We start from the raw sequence: 15,777 nt of genomic DNA on the forward strand, positions 1-15,777 counted from the left end.
TCCCGACGATGCTGAAGTTGGCCGCCGGAATGGCAAAGCTGGCCGCCGCGCTGCCGTGGCACTGCGCGCAGTTGGCTGTCGTGCTGGGTGCATTGGCGTGGATATTGGCCAGCGTCGGCATGACCGCATAGTCGCTGGACGTGTGGCAAGCGGAACACTGCGCCGTGCTGGAAGTCGGGATGTGGTTGGCCGGCTTGGCTTCTTCAACCGAGAAGTAGTTGGTGTTGGTATGGCATTGCGAGCAATCGCCGCTGTTGGGGTGCGCCGGGTCGGCCACGTTGTACGTCCCGGCCGCCGCTTTGGGCCGCGTCTGGAAACCCAGGTATTGCGCCTTGGGGACCAGGGTGCTGGGTGCGATCGGGTACGCAGAGACACCCATCCAGGTGAAGTTGGTTTCGTGGCAGTTGGAACAGCCTCCGGTAACGCCGGCATGGATCTGTGCGTTGGTCGGTGCCGGGGTGGCAAAGCCACTGCCCGGAGGGCTGCGCCCGGCATTGGCATCCACCAGACCGGTGGGGGTCGACGCCAGGTGGCAGCTCTCGCAGACCACGGAAGACGGAATATGCGAGCTCGGTCCGGCGGGCGCGGTGGGCGGCATCACAACGATGCTGCTGATACCGGCAAACATGCCCCCGGTGATCGACGGACCGTGACAATCGGCGCAGCCACTGGTGATTCCGGTGTGGTCCATCCTGCCACCCGAGAAACTGACAAAGTCGGTCTGGGTCGAGGCGAGGTGGCAACTACCGCACTGTGCCGGGTTGCTGCGCGGAAGATGGTTCACCGGCATGCCCGTGGCGATCCTGCCATCGTGGCAGGTGGCGCAGGTGCTGGTGTCTCCTCCCAGCGTCGCGTGCGGGAAGCGCCGCACCGGGACGAACGACACCGAAGAGTGGCAGGCATCGCAGGACAAGGTGGTTGCCAGGTGGCTCGCCGACTTTCCCTTGGCCCGGTTGCCGTCATGGCAGGTCCAGCAGGCGCCCGGCCCCACCGACGAATGGTTGAACAGCACGGCGCCAAAAGAGCTGACGTTGTGGCAGCTGTCGCAACTGTTTCTGGTTTGAATATGCTTGTACGGCATGGCGATCGCCCCACGCTGATTGTTCACCACGTGGCAGCCGACGCACTCGCGCGGAGTCGACTTGAAAATTCCCTTGATATGGCAGGTCTCGCAACGCACCTGCTCATGCGCGCCCAACAACGGAAAAGCGGTCGCGGCATGATCAAACACCGCGTTGGCCTGGGCCCTGGCGGCCGACATGTTCAGCAACAGACACAGGCACATCAGCGTGAATGCCAGTGCGCAAAACTTGCGATACGCCGAATCCAGCTTGGTTGGGTTAATCATGATGGTGACCTCGGTAGGAGCTGAGACAAGCGAACGGAAATACCCGGTGGCAGCACAGTGGAGCTGGTTCCGCTGTCCTGACGTCCGGTTTTTTGCTTCAGGGTTCTGAATGAAGACGTGACATGGCATTGCTGGCACTGTCGGCCAAACCCGCCTTCGTGAATGTCATCCTTGCGATGGCAACTGAAGCACTGGGCCGACACCGCGACCCGATTTTCGGTCGGCGTGGTGTGGCAAAGAGCGCAGGCTTTTCCCTTGTGCTTGCCATCCAGGGCAAACTTGGTGCGGGTATCGTGATCGTAATTCCAATCCTTCCAGCTGCGGGCATTGTGGCACTGCCCGCAGTCCGGACCCAAGGTCTTCTTGTGTTTGTCGTCTTTCACGTGGCAAGCCACGCAGGCGATCCTGGCGTCCTTGAAGCGCGCCCCGCTGTGGCACTTGACACACTCCAGCGGAGCATGCTTGCCGAGCAGCGGGAAGCGCGTCAGCCCGTGGTCGAATTGAGGCACTTTCCAGTCGCGGTCGCCGTGGCACTTGTCGCATTGTTGACCCAGCTGACCCTCGTGCTTATCGTCCTTCTTGTGGCAATTGAGGCAATCCAGCGGCGTTTTTCTGAAGCTGCTCAGGTCTTTGTGGCACGCATCGCATTTGACAGTAGCCCTTGCATGCGCGTTGCGCAAAACAAATTTGGTGCGGTCATGACTGAACCGTCCCTGGGTCGCTTTCCACTCTTTTTCAGTGTGGCAATCAGCACATTTCTCTCCCAGCGTGGCATTGTGCTTGTCGTCCTTCTTGTGGCAGCCCAGACACTCCTTGGGCGCCTCCTTGAACATGGTGCTCTTGTGGCACTCCTTGCATTCGGTCTTGGCATGTTTGCCCAGCAGCGGGAAACTGGAGGTGGCGTGGTCGAACTTGGGCGACTCCTTCCAGTTCTTTTCCGTGTGGCAAGCTGCACAATCCTTGCCCAGGGACTCCTTGTGCTTGTCGTCCTTCTTGTGGCAGGCGTAGCACTCCTTGGCCAGCTTGACGCTGTAGAGCTTGCCGCTATGGCAGCTCACGCACTTGGTGCTGCCGTGCTTGCCGCGCAGTGCGTACTTGGTGTCGGTATCGTGGTTGAAAATACTGTTCTTCCAGAGCTTGGTGCCGTGGCAGGTTTCGCATTTTTCTCCGAACTGCCCTTTGTGACCTTTTTGCTCATCCACTTTTTGATGGCAGCCAAAGCAGGTGCGAGGGGTTTCGCGGTAGTTGGTGTTTTTGTGGCAGTCGGCGCATTTCACATCCACATGTTTTCCGGTCAGTTGGAACCGCGCCGTGTCGTGGTCGAACTTGGCTTCCTTCCAGCCGTTTTCGTTGTGGCAACTGGCGCACTTCACCCCCAACGCCCCTTTGTGAACGTCGTCTTTCTTATGGCAGGCGTTGCATTCCTGCGCCGCGGCGCGATATTTCTTGCCGGCCAGATGGCATTTGACGCACTCCGTCTTTTGGTGTTTTCCGCGCAGCGCAAAATCGCTCAGTGCGTGATCGAACTGTTTTTGATCCAGTTGCACAATTCGACCCTCGCGCCCCTTGTGCTCGGTATGGCAGGTGCGACAGGCCTGCGGCTTGCTCTTGCCGTGAAAGCCGGACTTAGCGCGCACGTCGGCCCCGACTTCCTTGTGGCAATCCATGCACAAACCGTCCTGCGCCTTGCGGTCGAACTTGACGTGGCATTGCTTGCAATCGTCTTCCCACTTGGCGTGCCCCTGGATCAACTTTCCCGGCGCCACCACCGATTCGATCCCCTGCGACCAGGCGCCCGTTGCGCACAGCAACAGGCCTGATGCCAGGATCAGGCCCGCGCGCCAGTTCCCAAACTGGCGAAAGAGGATTAGCGACAGCCACTGCGTCAACCCGTTCCCCACATCAATAGGCGTGCACCGCAACCACGTGCACAACGGCACTGATCACCATCAAATAGACAAACGGGATGTGGGCCACATGCCACAAGGAGAACAGGCGTGCATAGGCGGTGAACTGCGCGACACGGGTCACCGCCTGCAGATACTGCCAGACCAGTTTTCCGGAATACTTTTCCCGCGTCAACAGATTATTGTGACTCCAATTCTGCTGCTGCGCCAGGGTTCGCAAGCTGAGCCGCAAATCGACAACACAACGACGGTAGGTCAACCACTGTTGCAGCGGCAGCCAGAAAACCTGCCGCGTGTAGGTGAACCAGCCGACGCGCGCTTTGAGTTCGCGTTGCTCAAAAGCAATCAGGCGGGCCTCGACTTCAGGTGCAAACGCCAGCCGCGAGCGGGCATCCGCCTCCTCCAAACCGGCCCGCGTCTGCAAATCGCGCAGACTCGCCTTTTCCCCGTGCAGGCCGCGGTTGACCCGGGCATAGATGAAGCGGCCGATCACGCCGCTGACCGCCACCGCCACCATGCTGTACATGGCCACGGCGGCATTCAGGGAGCCGACCCGGAAGGTGGAGTGCAGCAGGATAAGCAGCGGGCCGCCGACACCCAGCACCATATGAACCAGAAACCACCACTTGACGCGACCCCAGTTTCTGGAAAAACTGAAATGCTTGCGCAAGGGGTAACTAAACAGCAAAACCATCATGGTACCGCCGGCCACGCCCAGCCAGTAACCGGTGTCGTCACCGGCTTGAAAATAGCCCATCTTGCTGAACTGCCAAACCGCCAGCACCAAGGCCGTGATCACCAGATAAACCATGACGTCGACCGGCAGGGAACTGCTAAAGCTGCGCTCCTTGTCCAACGGCGCCGCAGCAGCGTCAGGCTGGCGCGTGCCCATCAGAACCGAATCCGGAAACTCGGCATCCCGAGTCCCCATGGCATGCGGGAACAATATTTCTGTGCTGGTAGTCATGGTAGGGATAGGAATTGGGTGTTCAGTCGGGTGTTTAGTTGACTTTGTTTGATGCTAAACAGTCTTCCTTAAGTAAAGCTTAATGAAGTACGTAACTCTCTGTAAGTTGATGCATGAAAATACACTTTTAGGGAAATTTTCCCAAGTATACAACGAGCAACCTGATTTTTCAGCCTTGCCGGAGCAGTGGACGGCGCTTGCTCGGCGCTCATCTGCGAACCCGCTCCCCGGCCTCCACAGCCCGGTCGCCCCAGGGGCGAAACCGCGGTGCGGTGGCAATCTGCACAAGCCAGCAGCGTGGTCACGCTATCGCTTGTGCATCCGGTGCCTTGTGGGCAGGCCTGCTGCGCCATGCGGCAGTCCGGGCCGCATGGCGTGTCACCATCAAATCCCGGGAGTGGCCAGGTAAGCGGCGATGTTGGCGAGGTCCTGAGCGCTGAGTCCACTCAGTTGGCCCATGGACTTGCTTGGGACCGCATAGATCGCATTGGAGATGGTCACCGACGAGTTGGCACCTTTCAGGACGAAACCGTCCAAGTTGGGCGCAGTGCCATGACAGCTTGCGCAGTACATGCCGTAGAGTGACTTTCCAGCCAGCGCCGCGGCAGAAGCGACCCCGCCGGTGGTGCCCGTGGTGCCCGTGGTGCCCGTGGTGCCCGTGGTGCCCGTGGTGCCTGTGGTGCCCGTGGTGCCCGTGCTGCCTGCGGTGCCCATGGTGCCCATGGTGCCCGTGCTGCCCGTGCTGCCGGTGGTGCCGGTGGTGCCGGTGGTGCCGGTGGTGCCTGTGGTGCCTGTGCTGCCGGTGGTGCCTGTGCTGCCGGTGGTGCCTGTGCTGCCGGTGCCGTCCGTGGCCCCTGTGCTGCCAGAGGTATCGGTAGTGCCGTGGCTGTCGGTGCTACCGGAGCCTACCTGGTCCAGGTGGTCATTGTGGACTTCGTTGTCAATTTCAGTTTGGCAATCATGGGCCACGTTGCCGGTGCTGTTGCTGGCGCAAGCACTGTGCTCAACAATATTGGAAACCGTCCCGATGTTGGAGAGTTGGCTTAGCAAGTTGTTTTCGACCCGGGTTTCGATGCTGTGGGCACTGTTGTCTCCGGCGCCCGAACTGTCGCTGCCTTTGCTGGCCGACGTGATGGAGGCTTGGGTACTGACCACCAGCAGGTGGGCGCGTTCACCCGCCTTGCTATGCTCGGCGCTGCCCTGGGCGCTTCTGGCGACAAAGTTGTCGAACGCCGAAACTGCCGTGGCCCCCGTTGTGCTCAAGCCCAGTTGGCTGATCACAAAGCGATCGGCCTCGGCGACACTGGTGCTGATGCCAGCGGCGCGGTCGGCGTTGATCTTGACTTGCACCATGTTGGTCAGGGGGCTGAGGACCGGGTTGGCCACATCCAGTGTGCCAGCCGGGGTTTGCAAGGTGTAGCTGGTCTTGATGGCGCCGGTATCCTTGTCGGTCGCAACGCCGGCCTTGATTTCGGCCAACAGTTGCGCACTGGCCAGATCCGCGGTCGGGATGGCCAGCGTGACATTGCCCATGGCGTCGGTATGCCCTTGAATCTCGGTGGCGTCGCAAACGCCGTTGGCATTGCTGTCGACGCAAACCAGGGCGTTTTGAATCAGTCCGTCCATGACCGTGATGGTCTTGTTGGTCATGGGCACTGCCGAGTTGATATTTGAAGCAGCGCTGTTGCTGCCCCCGCCACCGCAGGCGGTCAGGGTCAGCACGGCGGCGGCGATCAAGCCGAGTGTGAAATGCGATTTGACAATTTTCATGGTCGAATTCCTTTGTGTTGTCGAAATATTCAGGTGTTGATTTGTCCAAACGGGCATTCAGGACTGAACTTCGTTGAACCGGATTCGATAGTAGGCAGCATTCCTTAAGTGCCGCTTAATGGTCGCCGTAACGCTCGGTAAGTTTTGTTGCTTGAACCCGGCTTGGGCGAAGCCTGAAGGCGTGGTTCAGGCCCTGCTCGCGGCGCCGCGGGCCGGCCGATTTTTCTTTTTTTTAGTGCGCGTGCGCCAAGCCGCTGACCAGGGTCACCAGCCCGATGCCGGCCAGCAACCAGGCGATCTGGGCCAGCGTCGCGCGCGCGGTCAGGCGTTTTTGCAATTGCGGAATCAAATCGGCCAGCGCCACATAGATGAAGCTGCTGCTCGCCACCACCAAAAAATAGGGCAGATAGTCCTGCAACTGTTCCACCAGCCAATAGCCCGCCAGGCCACCTAAAGCGGTCACGGCACCGGCCAGTGAAACCTTCAGCAAGGCCACCGCTCGCTGGTTGCCGGCACCGCTTCGCAAGACCAGCAAATCCCCCATGTGGTGCGGCACCTCGTGCGCCAGCACCGCCAGCGCGGCCGCCACCCCCAGGCGCAGATCGGCCATGAAAGCCGAGGCAATCAGCACCCCGTCGCCGAAGCAGTGCACGCTGTCCCCGGTCAGCACGGCCCAGCTACCGGCGCTGGGTGCGTGACCGTGGGCAGGCGGGTTTTCACCGTGATCATGCTCATGGTCGTGGTGATGCTCGTGCCCGTGGTGCCACAGTTCGGCCTTGTCCAGCAAAAAGAAAAAGACCAGACCCACCAGCAGGGTCAGAAACAGGTTATGGGCACTGACCTGCCCTTCGAAGGCTTCCGGCAGCAAGTGCATGAAGGCGGTGGCCAGCAAGGCCCCGGCCGCCAGACTCAGCATGTGCTGCGTGTAGCGCCCCAGCATGCCAAAGCTCAGCAGCGCCGCCAACCAGACGCTGCCGATGCCGGCGGCCAAGGTACCGATCAAAATCGTCATCAAAATCATGGCATTCCACACTTGTTCCGGTCGGGCCGGAGCCCGCAGATAAAAAAAAGCCGCCCACTGGCGGCGGCTGGCAAATCGGGCGGCAGTTGCCGCACCGCAGATGCTTTGTCAGACCACCCCATTCGCCTTGAACCACTCCAGACAGCGCCGCCAGCCGTCTTCTGCCGGCCCCTGGCGAAAGCTGGGGCGATAGTCGGCATGGAAGGCATGGGGTGCGTCAGGGTACACCACAAACTGCGCCGCCTTCGAAGCCGCGGTTCCGCTGGCCAGCGCAGTCTTCATCTTATCAATCGTGTCAAGTGGGATGCCGCCGTCTTTTTCGCCGTACAGACCCAGCACCGGCGCCCGCATGACGGCGGCCAGGTCGATCGGGTTTTTCGGCGTCAGATCGGTGTTGGCGCCGACCAGCCGGCCATACCAGGCCACCGCCGCCTTGACCGGACCCTGCGCCGCATACAGCCAGGTGATACGGCCGCCCCAGCAAAAACCGGTGATCGCCACCCTGGCCAGGTCGCCGCCATGCGCACCAGCCCATTTGACGGCGCCATCCAGGTCGGCCATCACTTGGGCGTCGGGTACCTTGGCCACCACCTCGGCCATCAATTTGGCCATGTCGGTGTACTTGGCCGGCTCGCCCTGGCGCGCGTACAACTCGGGCGCAATGGCCAGATAGCCGGCCTTGGCAAAGCGCCGGCAAGTGTCGGCAATGTACTCGTGGACACCAAATATTTCCTGTACCACCAATACCACCGGCAAGTTGGTTTTCCCGGCCGGAGCCGCAAAATAAGCCGGCACGCTGAAGCCGGCGACTTCAAAATTGACGGTCCCCGATTTCAGTCCTTCAGTGGAAGTCTTGATCGCCGTCTGCGCCATGATGGGCATGGTCGCCGCCGCATAGCCGACACCCAGAGCCACCTTCAAGGCGGTGCGGCGGGTGGCACCCTGCTCGGTAGTCTGGCCGGGAACGAGGGCATCGAATTCAATCGTGAGGTCATCGCAAAGCATAAAGTAGCCTCCGGTCGGTAAAAATGAAGTTGGCGAAGCGCGCTATTTAATCGCAAAAATCGAATCGGCGTGGCGGGAGCGACTTTTTGGACTCGCTGCCACCCTTGCCACGGTCCCGGAAAATGGCCTCGGCCAGCGCGGCCAATGCATCGGAAAACGCATAAGCTCATGGCCCAAAGTCATCAAGCTTCACCGACAATGGGGCCATGGACAGCGGCAATCATCTGAAAAAAAACAGCCTCGGCAGCTGCACCCTGGTGGGTGCCGGGCCGGGTGATCCCGAGTTGCTGACCCTCAAGGCACTGAAGGCAATTCAAGCCGCCAGCGTGCTGCTGGTGGACGATCTGGTGAGCGACGAGATTGTGGCCTGTGCGGCACCGGGGGCTCGCATTGTCCACGTCGGCAAGCGCGGCGGCTGCCGCTCCACGCCGCAAGCGTTCATAGAAAAACTCATGCTCGCCGCGGTGCGCGCCGGCGAGACCGTGGTACGCCTGAAGGGCGGCGACCCCCTGGTCTTTGGCCGCGCCGGTGAAGAGCTGGAACACCTCCAGGCGGCGGGCATCGACGTCACCGTGGTCAACGGCATTACCTCGGGCTTGGCGGCCGTGACCGCGCTGGGTGTGCCGCTGACGCACCGCGAACACGCGCACGGCGTCATCTTCATCACCGGCCACGCCCAGGGCGGCGCCAGCGACATCGACTGGAAAGCACTGGCCGCCGCGGCGCACAACGCCAAACTGACGCTGGTCATCTACATGGGCGTCAGCAGCGCGCGCCGGATCCAGGACCAGTTGCTCAGCGGCCTGCCCGGCGATACACCGGTGGCGGTGGTCCAAAATGCCAGTCTGGCGCAGCAGCGTCACGCCGTCTGCACCCTGGCCCAATTGCAGCGCACGATCGAGCAGGAACAACTGGGCAGCCCCAGCGTGATCGTGGTCGGCAACGTGCTGCGCGGCCTGGCCGCAGCGCAGTTGTCGGCAACGTCGGTGCAGCGCCGGGCGCAGCTTGGCTGACCCAGCGAACGCTGCCACCCGGCCACTTTTTTCCGGGTCAAAATCCGATCCGTTGAAGCCGCCGGGCACAAGGCCTCAGGGACGCTGCGTCTACACTGCCGGCCATGCATTTATTTGACGTCGTTGTTGTCGGAGCCGGGGCTGCCGGCCTGTTTTGCGCCGGGCTGGCGGGGCAGTCAGGCCTCAAGGTGCTGCTGCTGGACCACAGCGAAAAGGTAGCCGAGAAAATCAGGATCTCGGGCGGCGGCCGCTGCAACTTCACCAACCGCGACAGCAGCGCCGCCAATTTTCTGAGCGACAACCCGAATTTTTGCCGCTCCGCGCTATCGCGCTACACGCCGCGCCAGTTCACCGAATTGCTGCAACGCCATGGCGTGGCGTTCCACGAAAAACACAAAGGCCAGCTGTTTTGCGACCGCTCGGCGCAAGACATCATCGACGTGCTATTGGCCGAATGCGCTGCCGGGCAGGTCACGCGCTGGCAGCCCTGTAGCGTCAAAAGCATTGTTTGGACCCCCGATACGCCAACGGCAGGCAGCGGCCATTACGAAATCGACAGCGATCGCGGGCTTGTCCAGACCCGCGCCGTGGTGATCGCCAGCGGCGGCCTGTCGATCCCGAAGATCGGGGCCAGCGATTTCGGCTACCGCATCGCCCGCCAGTTTGGTGTTCGCGTCGTCGAGCCACGGCCGGCCCTGGTACCCCTGACTTTTGGCGGCGAAGCTTGGGCTCCTTATGCGCAACTGGCCGGACTGTCGCTGCCGGTGCGGATCGAGGTCGGCGAGCGAAAGAACAAGGTCGCCTTCCAGGAAGACCTGTTGTTCACCCATCGCGGCCTGAGCGGCCCGGCCGTGCTGCAAATATCGAGCTATTGGCAAGCCGGCCGGCCGATCCGGATCAATCTGGCACCCGACTGCAATCTGCAGGAAGCGCTGACACGCGCCAAAACCAGTTCCCGAAAATTGATCACCAACGAACTCGCCAGCCAATTGCCGTCACGCCTGGCCGACTGCTGGGTCCAGCAAGACCACCGTGCCGGCCACAACTGGCAGCGCCCGGTCAACGAGGCCAGCGACAAAGCCCTGGCGGCGCTGGCCGAACGGCTCTCAAGCTGGGAGATCACCCCCAGCGGAACCGAAGGTTACGCCAAAGCCGAAGTCACCGCCGGCGGCGTCGACACCCGTGATCTGTCTTCGCAGACCCTGGAGTCGAAACAGCCGGGCCTGTATTTCATCGGCGAAGTGGTGGACGTGACCGGCTGGCTGGGCGGCTACAACTTCCAGTGGGCCTGGTCCAGCGCCCATGCCTGCGCCCAGGGTCTGGCAGCCACGTTGCGGCCAGACTTGTCCAACAGGCATTGAATTCGGCCACAACACCGCTATAATCCAAGGCTTTGCTGGCAAACCCCCGCTGCCTGATCACCTTTTTAGCGGGGAAAATCGCACGCTATCCGTCAAAAGGCCCGATCTTCCTTTGGCTGAAGTCTGCATATTTTGGACAACATTATTTAATGACAACCATCCGTGTAAAAGAGAACGAACCTTTTGACGTAGCGCTGCGTCGCTTCAAGCGCACCATCGAGAAATTAGGCCTTTTGACTGACTTGCGTGCCCGCGAGTTCTACGAAAAGCCGACCGCCGAGCGCAAGCGCAAGAAAGCGGCCGCCGTCAAGCGCAACTACAAGCGCATCCGGGCCATGCAGTTGCCCAAGAAGATGTATTGACCTGAGACCTTGCGGGACAGGCCTTTAGCCCTGTCCCCGACCGATCAAAACAAGCTCGCCGAGGACGCTCAGGCGGGCTTTTTTTATTTCCGAACGAACTTGGAACCTGCGCGTCAATAATTAGACCCGGGTTCTTAACTAGGAGCACCTTCAATGTCACTCAAAGAACAAGTCACCGAAGACATGAAAGCCGCCATGCGCGCCAAGGACAGCGAGCGCCTGGGGACCATCCGTCTGCTGCTGGCCGCGGCAAAGCAAAAAGAAGTGGATGAGCGTGTCGTGCTGGACGACGTCGCCATGGTGGCCATCGTCGACAAGCTGATCAAGCAGCGCAAGGACTCGGTCGCCGCTTTCACGCAGGCCAATCGGATGGACCTGGCCGACAAGGAAAGCGCTGAAATCAAGGTGCTGGAGGCCTACCTGCCGCAGCGCCTGAGCAGCGAGGAAGTGGCCGCCGAAGTGCGCGCCATCGTGGCCCAATTGAGCACCGAGTTGGGCCGCGACGCCGGTCCGGGCGACATGGGCAAGGTGATGGCAGCGGTCAAGACCCGCCTGGCCGGCAAGGCCGACATGGGACAGGTATCGGCCGCCGTCAAAGCCGCCTTGTCGCGCTAGCTAGCTCAGCTCCCCGCCACCGTCATGCGGTCAACCAGGATCGAGCCCACCGTCTTGGTGCCGTAGTTGTAGGTGTCGGCCCCCACCGCCAGAATGCCTTTGAGCATGCTATTCATGTTGCCGGCGATGGTGATTTCGTGCACCGGATAGGCAATACGACCTTTTTCCACCCAGAAGCCGCTGGCGCCACGCGAGTAGTCGCCGGTGACGTAGTTCACGCCGCTGCCCATCAGCTCGGTCACAAACAGGCCGGTGCCCAGTTTTTCCAGCATCGCGTCCAGCGTGTCCGTGGCACGGGTCAAGCGTGAAGTCAGGCTCAGGTTGTGCGAGCCGCCGGCGTTGCCAGTGGTTTTCATGCCCAGCTTGCGGGCCGAATAGCTGCCCAGAAAGTAACCCTGGACCCGGCCGGCCTGCACCACCTGCCGGGCCTTGACCCGGACCCCCTCGTCATCGAACGGCGAACTGCCTTTGCCGCGCTTGACAAACGGGTCTTCGGTGACATCAATGTGTTTGGCCAGCACCTGTTTGCCCAGCGAATCGAGCAAGAAGGAACTTTTGCGGTACAACGATCCACCGCTGATGGCCTGCACGAAGTTGCCTAGCAGACCGGCGGCCAGCGGCGACTCGAACAGCACGGCGCACTCGCGCGTGGCAATCTTGCGCGCATGCAAACGGCTCAGGGCACGCTCGGCGGCATAGCGCCCGATCGCCTCGGGGGAGGCCAATTCCTCGGCGTTGCGCATCGAGCTGTACCAGGCATCGCGCTGCATGTCGGCGCCCTTGCCGGCAATCGGCGACACTGACAAGGAGTGGCGCGAGCTGGCGTAGCCGCCCCGGAAACCGTGGGTGTGGGCACTGAAAAAATGCGATTGCTGCGCCGACACGCTGGCACCTTCGCTGTTGCAGATGCGCTTGTCGGTGCGCAGCGCCGCCGCCTCGCAGCGCATGGCTAACTCCGCCGCCGCCTCACTGCGGATAGCCCAGGGGAAAAACAGGTCCAGGTCGGTACGCTGTTCGGACGGCGGTGCCACATCCTGGAGATCCGGCAAACCGGCCATCGGGTCTTCCGCGGTGAAGCGCGCAATATCGTAGGCAGCGCGCACCGTCTGTTCAATCGCCGCCCGGGAAAAATCCGAGGTGCTGGCATTGCCACGGCGATGCCCCACATAGACCGTGACACCCAGCGATTTGTCGCGGTTGCGTTCCACATTTTCCAGTTCACCCTTGCGCACTGAGACACTCAAGCCGCAACCCTCGGAGGCCTCCGCGCCGGCATCGGTGGCGCCCAGTTTTTTGGCTTGCGCCAGGGCCGTGTCGACCAGTTCCTCAAAGAAAGGACGGCTGTAGCTGAAGCCACTGTCGGCTTTGGCTTGGGCCGACGGGGCGTTGGAGAGGCGAGTAGGTTTCTTCATATCGGAGGCTATGATACTTGGCTATGTCACGTAAACTAAAAAAAGGCTATTTCGTCAAAGGTGAGTTTGTCGCCGAGGGCAGCGAGCGCGATCTGGAACTCAAGCGCGAACTCAAAGGCACCGACGAACAAAGCCGCACCGACCTGAAACGCGAAAGCACTGAATTGCAAAAGCTCGGCGAAGACCTGCTGACGCTGCGTCCCGACCTGATGGCGCGGCTGGACTTGAGCGAAAAGCTCAAGGACGCCGTGCTGGAAGCCAAACGCATCACCAATTTCGAAGGCAAGCGCCGCCAGATGCAGTTCATCGGCAAGCTGATGCGTCTGGTCGATCCGGCGGTGCTGGAAACCGTGCGCGCCGCCTTGACCGAACAACACAGCGGCTCGGCGCATGAGAACCTGGTGCTGCACCTGGCCGAGACCTGGCGTGACCGTCTGCTGGCCGATGACGACGCCTTCGGCGAGTGGGTCAGCAAGTGCCCGGATACCGATGCACAGCAACTGCGGGCACTGATTCGCCAAGCCAGAAAAGACGCCAAACCTGAGAAACCCGGCGCGGCGGTGCGCCATGGCCGTGCCTACCGGGATATTTTCCAGATCGTTCGCGAACAATTGGCGACCGAAGACGAAACGGACGAAGCATCATGACCATTGCGGCAAGCCCTGCCTTCGACAGCATCAAAATCGGCATCGTCTCGATCAGCGACCGAGCTTCCAGTGGCGCCTACGTCGACAAAGGCCTGCCGGCCTTACAGGACTGGCTAAGCCGCGCCCTGAAGAACCCCTTGCAATTCGAGCCCCGACTGATCCCGGACGAACAGGCCACCATCAGCCGCACCTTGATTGAACTGGTCGACGCCCATTGCGCCCTGGTCTTGACCACCGGCGGCACCGGCCCGGCTTTGCGCGACGTGACACCGGAAGCCACACTGGCGGTGGCGCACAAGGAAATGCCGGGGTTTGGCGAACAAATGCGGCAGATCAGCCTGAAGTTCGTGCCGACCGCCATTTTGTCGCGCCAGGTGGCCGTGATCCGCCATCAAACCCTGATCATCAACCTGCCGGGGCAGCCCAAGTCGATTCAGGAAACGCTGGAAGGCCTGCGCGGGCGCGACGGCGAGCTTCTGATGGCCGGCATCTTTGCCGCGGTGCCCTACTGCATAGACCTGATCGGCGGGCCGTACCTGGAAACGGTAGCGGCCGTGTGCCAGGCGTTCCGGCCCAAGGCGGCCATTCGACCCGCGCCGGCGACCTGAGACCACCCGTTTTTTGTCATGCCGGACCTGATCCGGGGCCGCAATGACACCGTGGGTGTTGCCCAACCGACTTACTTACCCACCAATTGGTTCAACTTCTCCGCCTCGAAGTGTTCGCTGCGGGCGGCGTCACCGGGCACGCAGTCGGGCTCCTGGCGTTGTTTTGAGAGCTTGTCGATGGTTTGCCACAACATGGCAATCTGGTGCTCCTGCGCCGCCGCATTGTCGATCAAACCCCGCATCGCCTGGCTCAGGGGATCGTCGTTCTGCGTCACGCCGTAAGCTGAAAACCCCATTTTGGAGGCGGCCTCCTCGCGCTTGACATCCAGTTCGGCCTGAATAATGCGGGCCGGGTTGCCGACCGCCGTGGCGCCGGCCGGCACCGGTTTCGTGACCACCGCGTTGGAGCCCACTTTGGCGCCATCGCCGACCGTGAAGCCACCCAGCACCTGAGCCCCGGCGCCCACCACCACATTGCGCCCCAGCGTGGGATGGCGCTTGGCACCCTTGTAGAGCGAGGTACCGCCCAGCGTGACGCCCTGGTAAATGGTGCAACCGTCGCCGATTTCAGCCGTCTCGCCCACCACCACGCCCATCGCATGGTCAAAGAAAACCCGCTCGCCAATCTTGGCGCCGGGATGGATTTCGATGCCCGTGAGAAAGCGCGCAATGTGCGAAATGAAACGGCCCAGCCACTTCATTTCATGCGTCCAGCACCAATGGGCCGGCCGGTACAGCACCAGGGCATGCAAACCCGGATAACAAGTCAACACCTCCCAGCGGCTGCGCGCCGCGGGATCGCGGTCAAGAATGCATTGAATGTCGGAGCGTAGTCTGGAAAACATTTGCCAAGTCTAGCCTCTTGAGGGTGTACCTGCTGCCGGCGTGGGGTCAGGTGCTTTCGCGCTGCGGTCCATCATCTTGGCGATGCCGCGCAGAATGTGGATTTCTTCTTGGGTCACCGCGGCCCGGTTGAATAACTGGTTCAGCCTGGGCATCAGTTTCTTGGGCGCCTGCGGGTCCAGAAAACCGATGCTGACCAGGGCCTGCTCCCAGTGCGCCAGCATGCCGGCCAACTGCGCCGCATCGGCCAAGTGCGGCGCTGCCGTCGCCGCCTGCACGGCGTAGCCGCCCAGCGCCAGCCGCCACTCGTAGGCAATCAACTGCAACGCGGCCGCCAGATTGAGGGAGCCAAACTGGGGGTTGCTGGGTATGCTCAAGGCCACGTGACAGCGGTATACGTCTTCATTGGACATGCCAAAACGCTCGCAGCCGAACAGGAAGGCAACGCCCCCCTGCGCCGGCTGGTCGGCCCTCGACAGTGCCTCAAAATGCGCACGCGGCGCCAGCGTGGGGGGACCAAAATCGCGCGGCGTCATGGCCGTCGCGCACAAATGCGTCATGCCCTCCAGCGCCTCGTCCAGCGTGGCGACGATACGGGCGTTCTTCAGCACATCCAGGGCTCCGCTGGCGCGCTGTATCGTCTCCTCCCGGCGCAGCACGTTGGCCCAGCGCGGCGCCACCAGCACCAGGTCATCGAAACCCATGGTTTTCATGGCGCGGGCAGCGGCCCCCACATTGCCGGCATGGCTGGTATGGATCAGGATAAAACGTGTTTGCATGAGCTCGAAAAACGGGAAACTCGTCGGGACGGTTAAAATCGCCCTATTGTCGCTGGCAAAAACAACTGTCATTGCGGGCCGGACCCGCAATCCATGGATGCCGGATCCAGTCCGGCATG

General features: G+C 61.6%; 15 protein-coding genes. 6 read left to right on the forward strand and 9 right to left on the reverse strand.

Annotated elements, in window-relative coordinates; genetic code table 11:
* The 6 genes from PHS32_RS18915 to PHS32_RS18940 all read right to left on the reverse strand — a co-directional run.
* Window positions 1-1,348 (reverse strand): cytochrome c3 family protein (locus PHS32_RS18915; protein ID WP_301080659.1); only part of this gene is annotated, 1,348 nt, incomplete at its 3' end.
* Window positions 1,345-3,237: a cytochrome C gene (locus tag PHS32_RS18920; protein WP_301080660.1), complete on the reverse strand. Its 1,893-nt coding sequence runs from the start codon at window positions 3,235-3,237 to the stop codon at window positions 1,345-1,347. The genes PHS32_RS18920 and PHS32_RS18915, both read right to left, overlap by 4 nt.
* 13 nt (window positions 3,238-3,250) lie before the next feature.
* Window positions 3,251-4,222, reverse strand: coding sequence for a hypothetical protein (locus tag PHS32_RS18925; RefSeq protein WP_301080661.1), 972 nt, complete (start codon window positions 4,220-4,222; stop codon window positions 3,251-3,253).
* 384 nt (window positions 4,223-4,606) lie between these two features.
* Window positions 4,607-5,992 (reverse strand): cytochrome c, encoded by a 1,386-nt coding sequence (locus PHS32_RS18930; protein ID WP_301080662.1) that lies wholly within the window; start codon window positions 5,990-5,992, stop codon window positions 4,607-4,609.
* Window positions 5,993-6,224: 232 nt separating this feature from the next.
* On the reverse strand, window positions 6,225-7,013 hold the full coding sequence (locus PHS32_RS18935; RefSeq protein ID WP_301080663.1) for a ZIP family metal transporter: 789 nt from the start codon (window positions 7,011-7,013) through the stop codon (window positions 6,225-6,227).
* Between the two features lie 108 nt (window positions 7,014-7,121).
* Window positions 7,122-8,018 carry a dienelactone hydrolase family protein gene (locus PHS32_RS18940; RefSeq protein WP_301080664.1) on the reverse strand — a complete coding sequence of 299 codons (897 nt, stop codon included), beginning with the start codon at window positions 8,016-8,018 and terminating at the stop codon, window positions 7,122-7,124.
* 206 nt (window positions 8,019-8,224) lie between these two features.
* On the opposite strand from PHS32_RS18940, the gene cobA reads away from it, so the two are divergent.
* The 4 genes from cobA (at window position 8,225) to PHS32_RS18960 (ending at window position 11,369) form a co-directional block, all read left to right on the forward strand.
* Window positions 8,225-9,031 carry a uroporphyrinogen-III C-methyltransferase gene (gene cobA, locus PHS32_RS18945; RefSeq protein ID WP_301080665.1) on the forward strand — a complete coding sequence of 269 codons (807 nt, stop codon included), beginning with the start codon at window positions 8,225-8,227 and terminating at the stop codon, window positions 9,029-9,031.
* Window positions 9,032-9,135: 104 nt separating this feature from the next.
* Window positions 9,136-10,392 carry an NAD(P)/FAD-dependent oxidoreductase gene (locus PHS32_RS18950; RefSeq protein WP_301080666.1) on the forward strand — a complete coding sequence of 419 codons (1,257 nt, stop codon included), beginning with the start codon at window positions 9,136-9,138 and terminating at the stop codon, window positions 10,390-10,392.
* Window positions 10,393-10,541: 149 nt separating this feature from the next.
* Window positions 10,542-10,754 (forward strand): 30S ribosomal protein S21, encoded by a 213-nt coding sequence (rpsU, locus tag PHS32_RS18955; RefSeq protein ID WP_011465162.1) that lies wholly within the window; start codon window positions 10,542-10,544, stop codon window positions 10,752-10,754.
* A 153-nt stretch (window positions 10,755-10,907) separates the two neighbouring features.
* Window positions 10,908-11,369, forward strand: coding sequence for a GatB/YqeY domain-containing protein (locus PHS32_RS18960; RefSeq protein WP_301080667.1), 462 nt, complete (start codon window positions 10,908-10,910; stop codon window positions 11,367-11,369).
* Window positions 11,370-11,374: 5 nt separating this feature from the next.
* Here PHS32_RS18960 and pmbA read toward each other — a convergent pair whose 3' ends face one another.
* Window positions 11,375-12,781 (reverse strand): metalloprotease PmbA, encoded by a 1,407-nt coding sequence (pmbA, locus tag PHS32_RS18965; protein WP_301080668.1) that lies wholly within the window; start codon window positions 12,779-12,781, stop codon window positions 11,375-11,377.
* Window positions 12,782-12,804: 23 nt separating this feature from the next.
* Between pmbA and yjgA the strand changes: the two genes are divergently transcribed.
* Window positions 12,805-13,428: a ribosome biogenesis factor YjgA gene (gene yjgA, locus PHS32_RS18970; protein WP_301080669.1), complete on the forward strand. Its 624-nt coding sequence runs from the start codon at window positions 12,805-12,807 to the stop codon at window positions 13,426-13,428.
* Window positions 13,425-14,036, forward strand: coding sequence for a molybdopterin adenylyltransferase (gene mog / locus PHS32_RS18975; protein WP_301080670.1), 612 nt, complete (start codon window positions 13,425-13,427; stop codon window positions 14,034-14,036). Before yjgA ends, mog begins: the two co-directional genes overlap by 4 nt.
* Window positions 14,037-14,107: 71 nt before the next feature.
* On the opposite strand, the gene cysE is transcribed toward mog, so the two are convergent.
* Together cysE and PHS32_RS18985 are read right to left on the reverse strand one after the other, a co-directional pair.
* Window positions 14,108-14,881, reverse strand: a complete 774-nt coding sequence (cysE, locus tag PHS32_RS18980) for a serine O-acetyltransferase (RefSeq protein WP_301080671.1) — start codon at window positions 14,879-14,881, stop codon at window positions 14,108-14,110.
* Window positions 14,882-14,890: 9 nt separating this feature from the next.
* The gene (locus tag PHS32_RS18985; protein WP_301080672.1) at window positions 14,891-15,658 is read right to left on the reverse strand and encodes an RNA methyltransferase; all 768 of its coding nucleotides are present in this window, start codon (window positions 15,656-15,658) and stop codon (window positions 14,891-14,893) included.
* Between the last annotated feature and the right edge of the window lie 119 nt (window positions 15,659-15,777).

The sequence above is a fragment of the Rhodoferax sp. genome, from assembly GCF_028714215.1.
Classification (GTDB): Bacteria; Pseudomonadota; Gammaproteobacteria; order Burkholderiales; family Burkholderiaceae_C; genus Rhodoferax.

Bases quoted from the DNA above. Each gene is read 5' to 3' on its own strand.
- PHS32_RS18925 (WP_301080661.1), bottom strand. From the start codon at position 4,222: ATGACTACCAGCACAGAAATATTGTTCCCGCATGCCATGGGGACTCGG.
- PHS32_RS18930 (WP_301080662.1), bottom strand. From the start codon at position 5,992: ATGAAAATTGTCAAATCGCATTTCACACTCGGCTTGATCGCCGCCGCC.
- PHS32_RS18935 (WP_301080663.1), bottom strand. From the start codon at position 7,013: ATGATTTTGATGACGATTTTGATCGGTACCTTGGCCGCCGGCATCGGC.
- PHS32_RS18940 (WP_301080664.1), bottom strand. From the start codon at position 8,018: ATGCTTTGCGATGACCTCACGATTGAATTCGATGCCCTCGTTCCCGGC.
- cobA (WP_301080665.1), top strand. From the start codon at position 8,225: ATGGACAGCGGCAATCATCTGAAAAAAAACAGCCTCGGCAGCTGCACC.
- PHS32_RS18950 (WP_301080666.1), top strand. From the start codon at position 9,136: ATGCATTTATTTGACGTCGTTGTTGTCGGAGCCGGGGCTGCCGGCCTG.
- rpsU (WP_011465162.1), top strand. From the start codon at position 10,542: ATGACAACCATCCGTGTAAAAGAGAACGAACCTTTTGACGTAGCGCTG.
- PHS32_RS18960 (WP_301080667.1), top strand. From the start codon at position 10,908: ATGTCACTCAAAGAACAAGTCACCGAAGACATGAAAGCCGCCATGCGC.
- pmbA (WP_301080668.1), bottom strand. From the start codon at position 12,781: ATGAAGAAACCTACTCGCCTCTCCAACGCCCCGTCGGCCCAAGCCAAA.
- yjgA (WP_301080669.1), top strand. From the start codon at position 12,805: ATGTCACGTAAACTAAAAAAAGGCTATTTCGTCAAAGGTGAGTTTGTC.
- mog (WP_301080670.1), top strand. From the start codon at position 13,425: ATGACCATTGCGGCAAGCCCTGCCTTCGACAGCATCAAAATCGGCATC.
- cysE (WP_301080671.1), bottom strand. From the start codon at position 14,881: ATGTTTTCCAGACTACGCTCCGACATTCAATGCATTCTTGACCGCGAT.
- PHS32_RS18985 (WP_301080672.1), bottom strand. From the start codon at position 15,658: ATGCAAACACGTTTTATCCTGATCCATACCAGCCATGCCGGCAATGTG.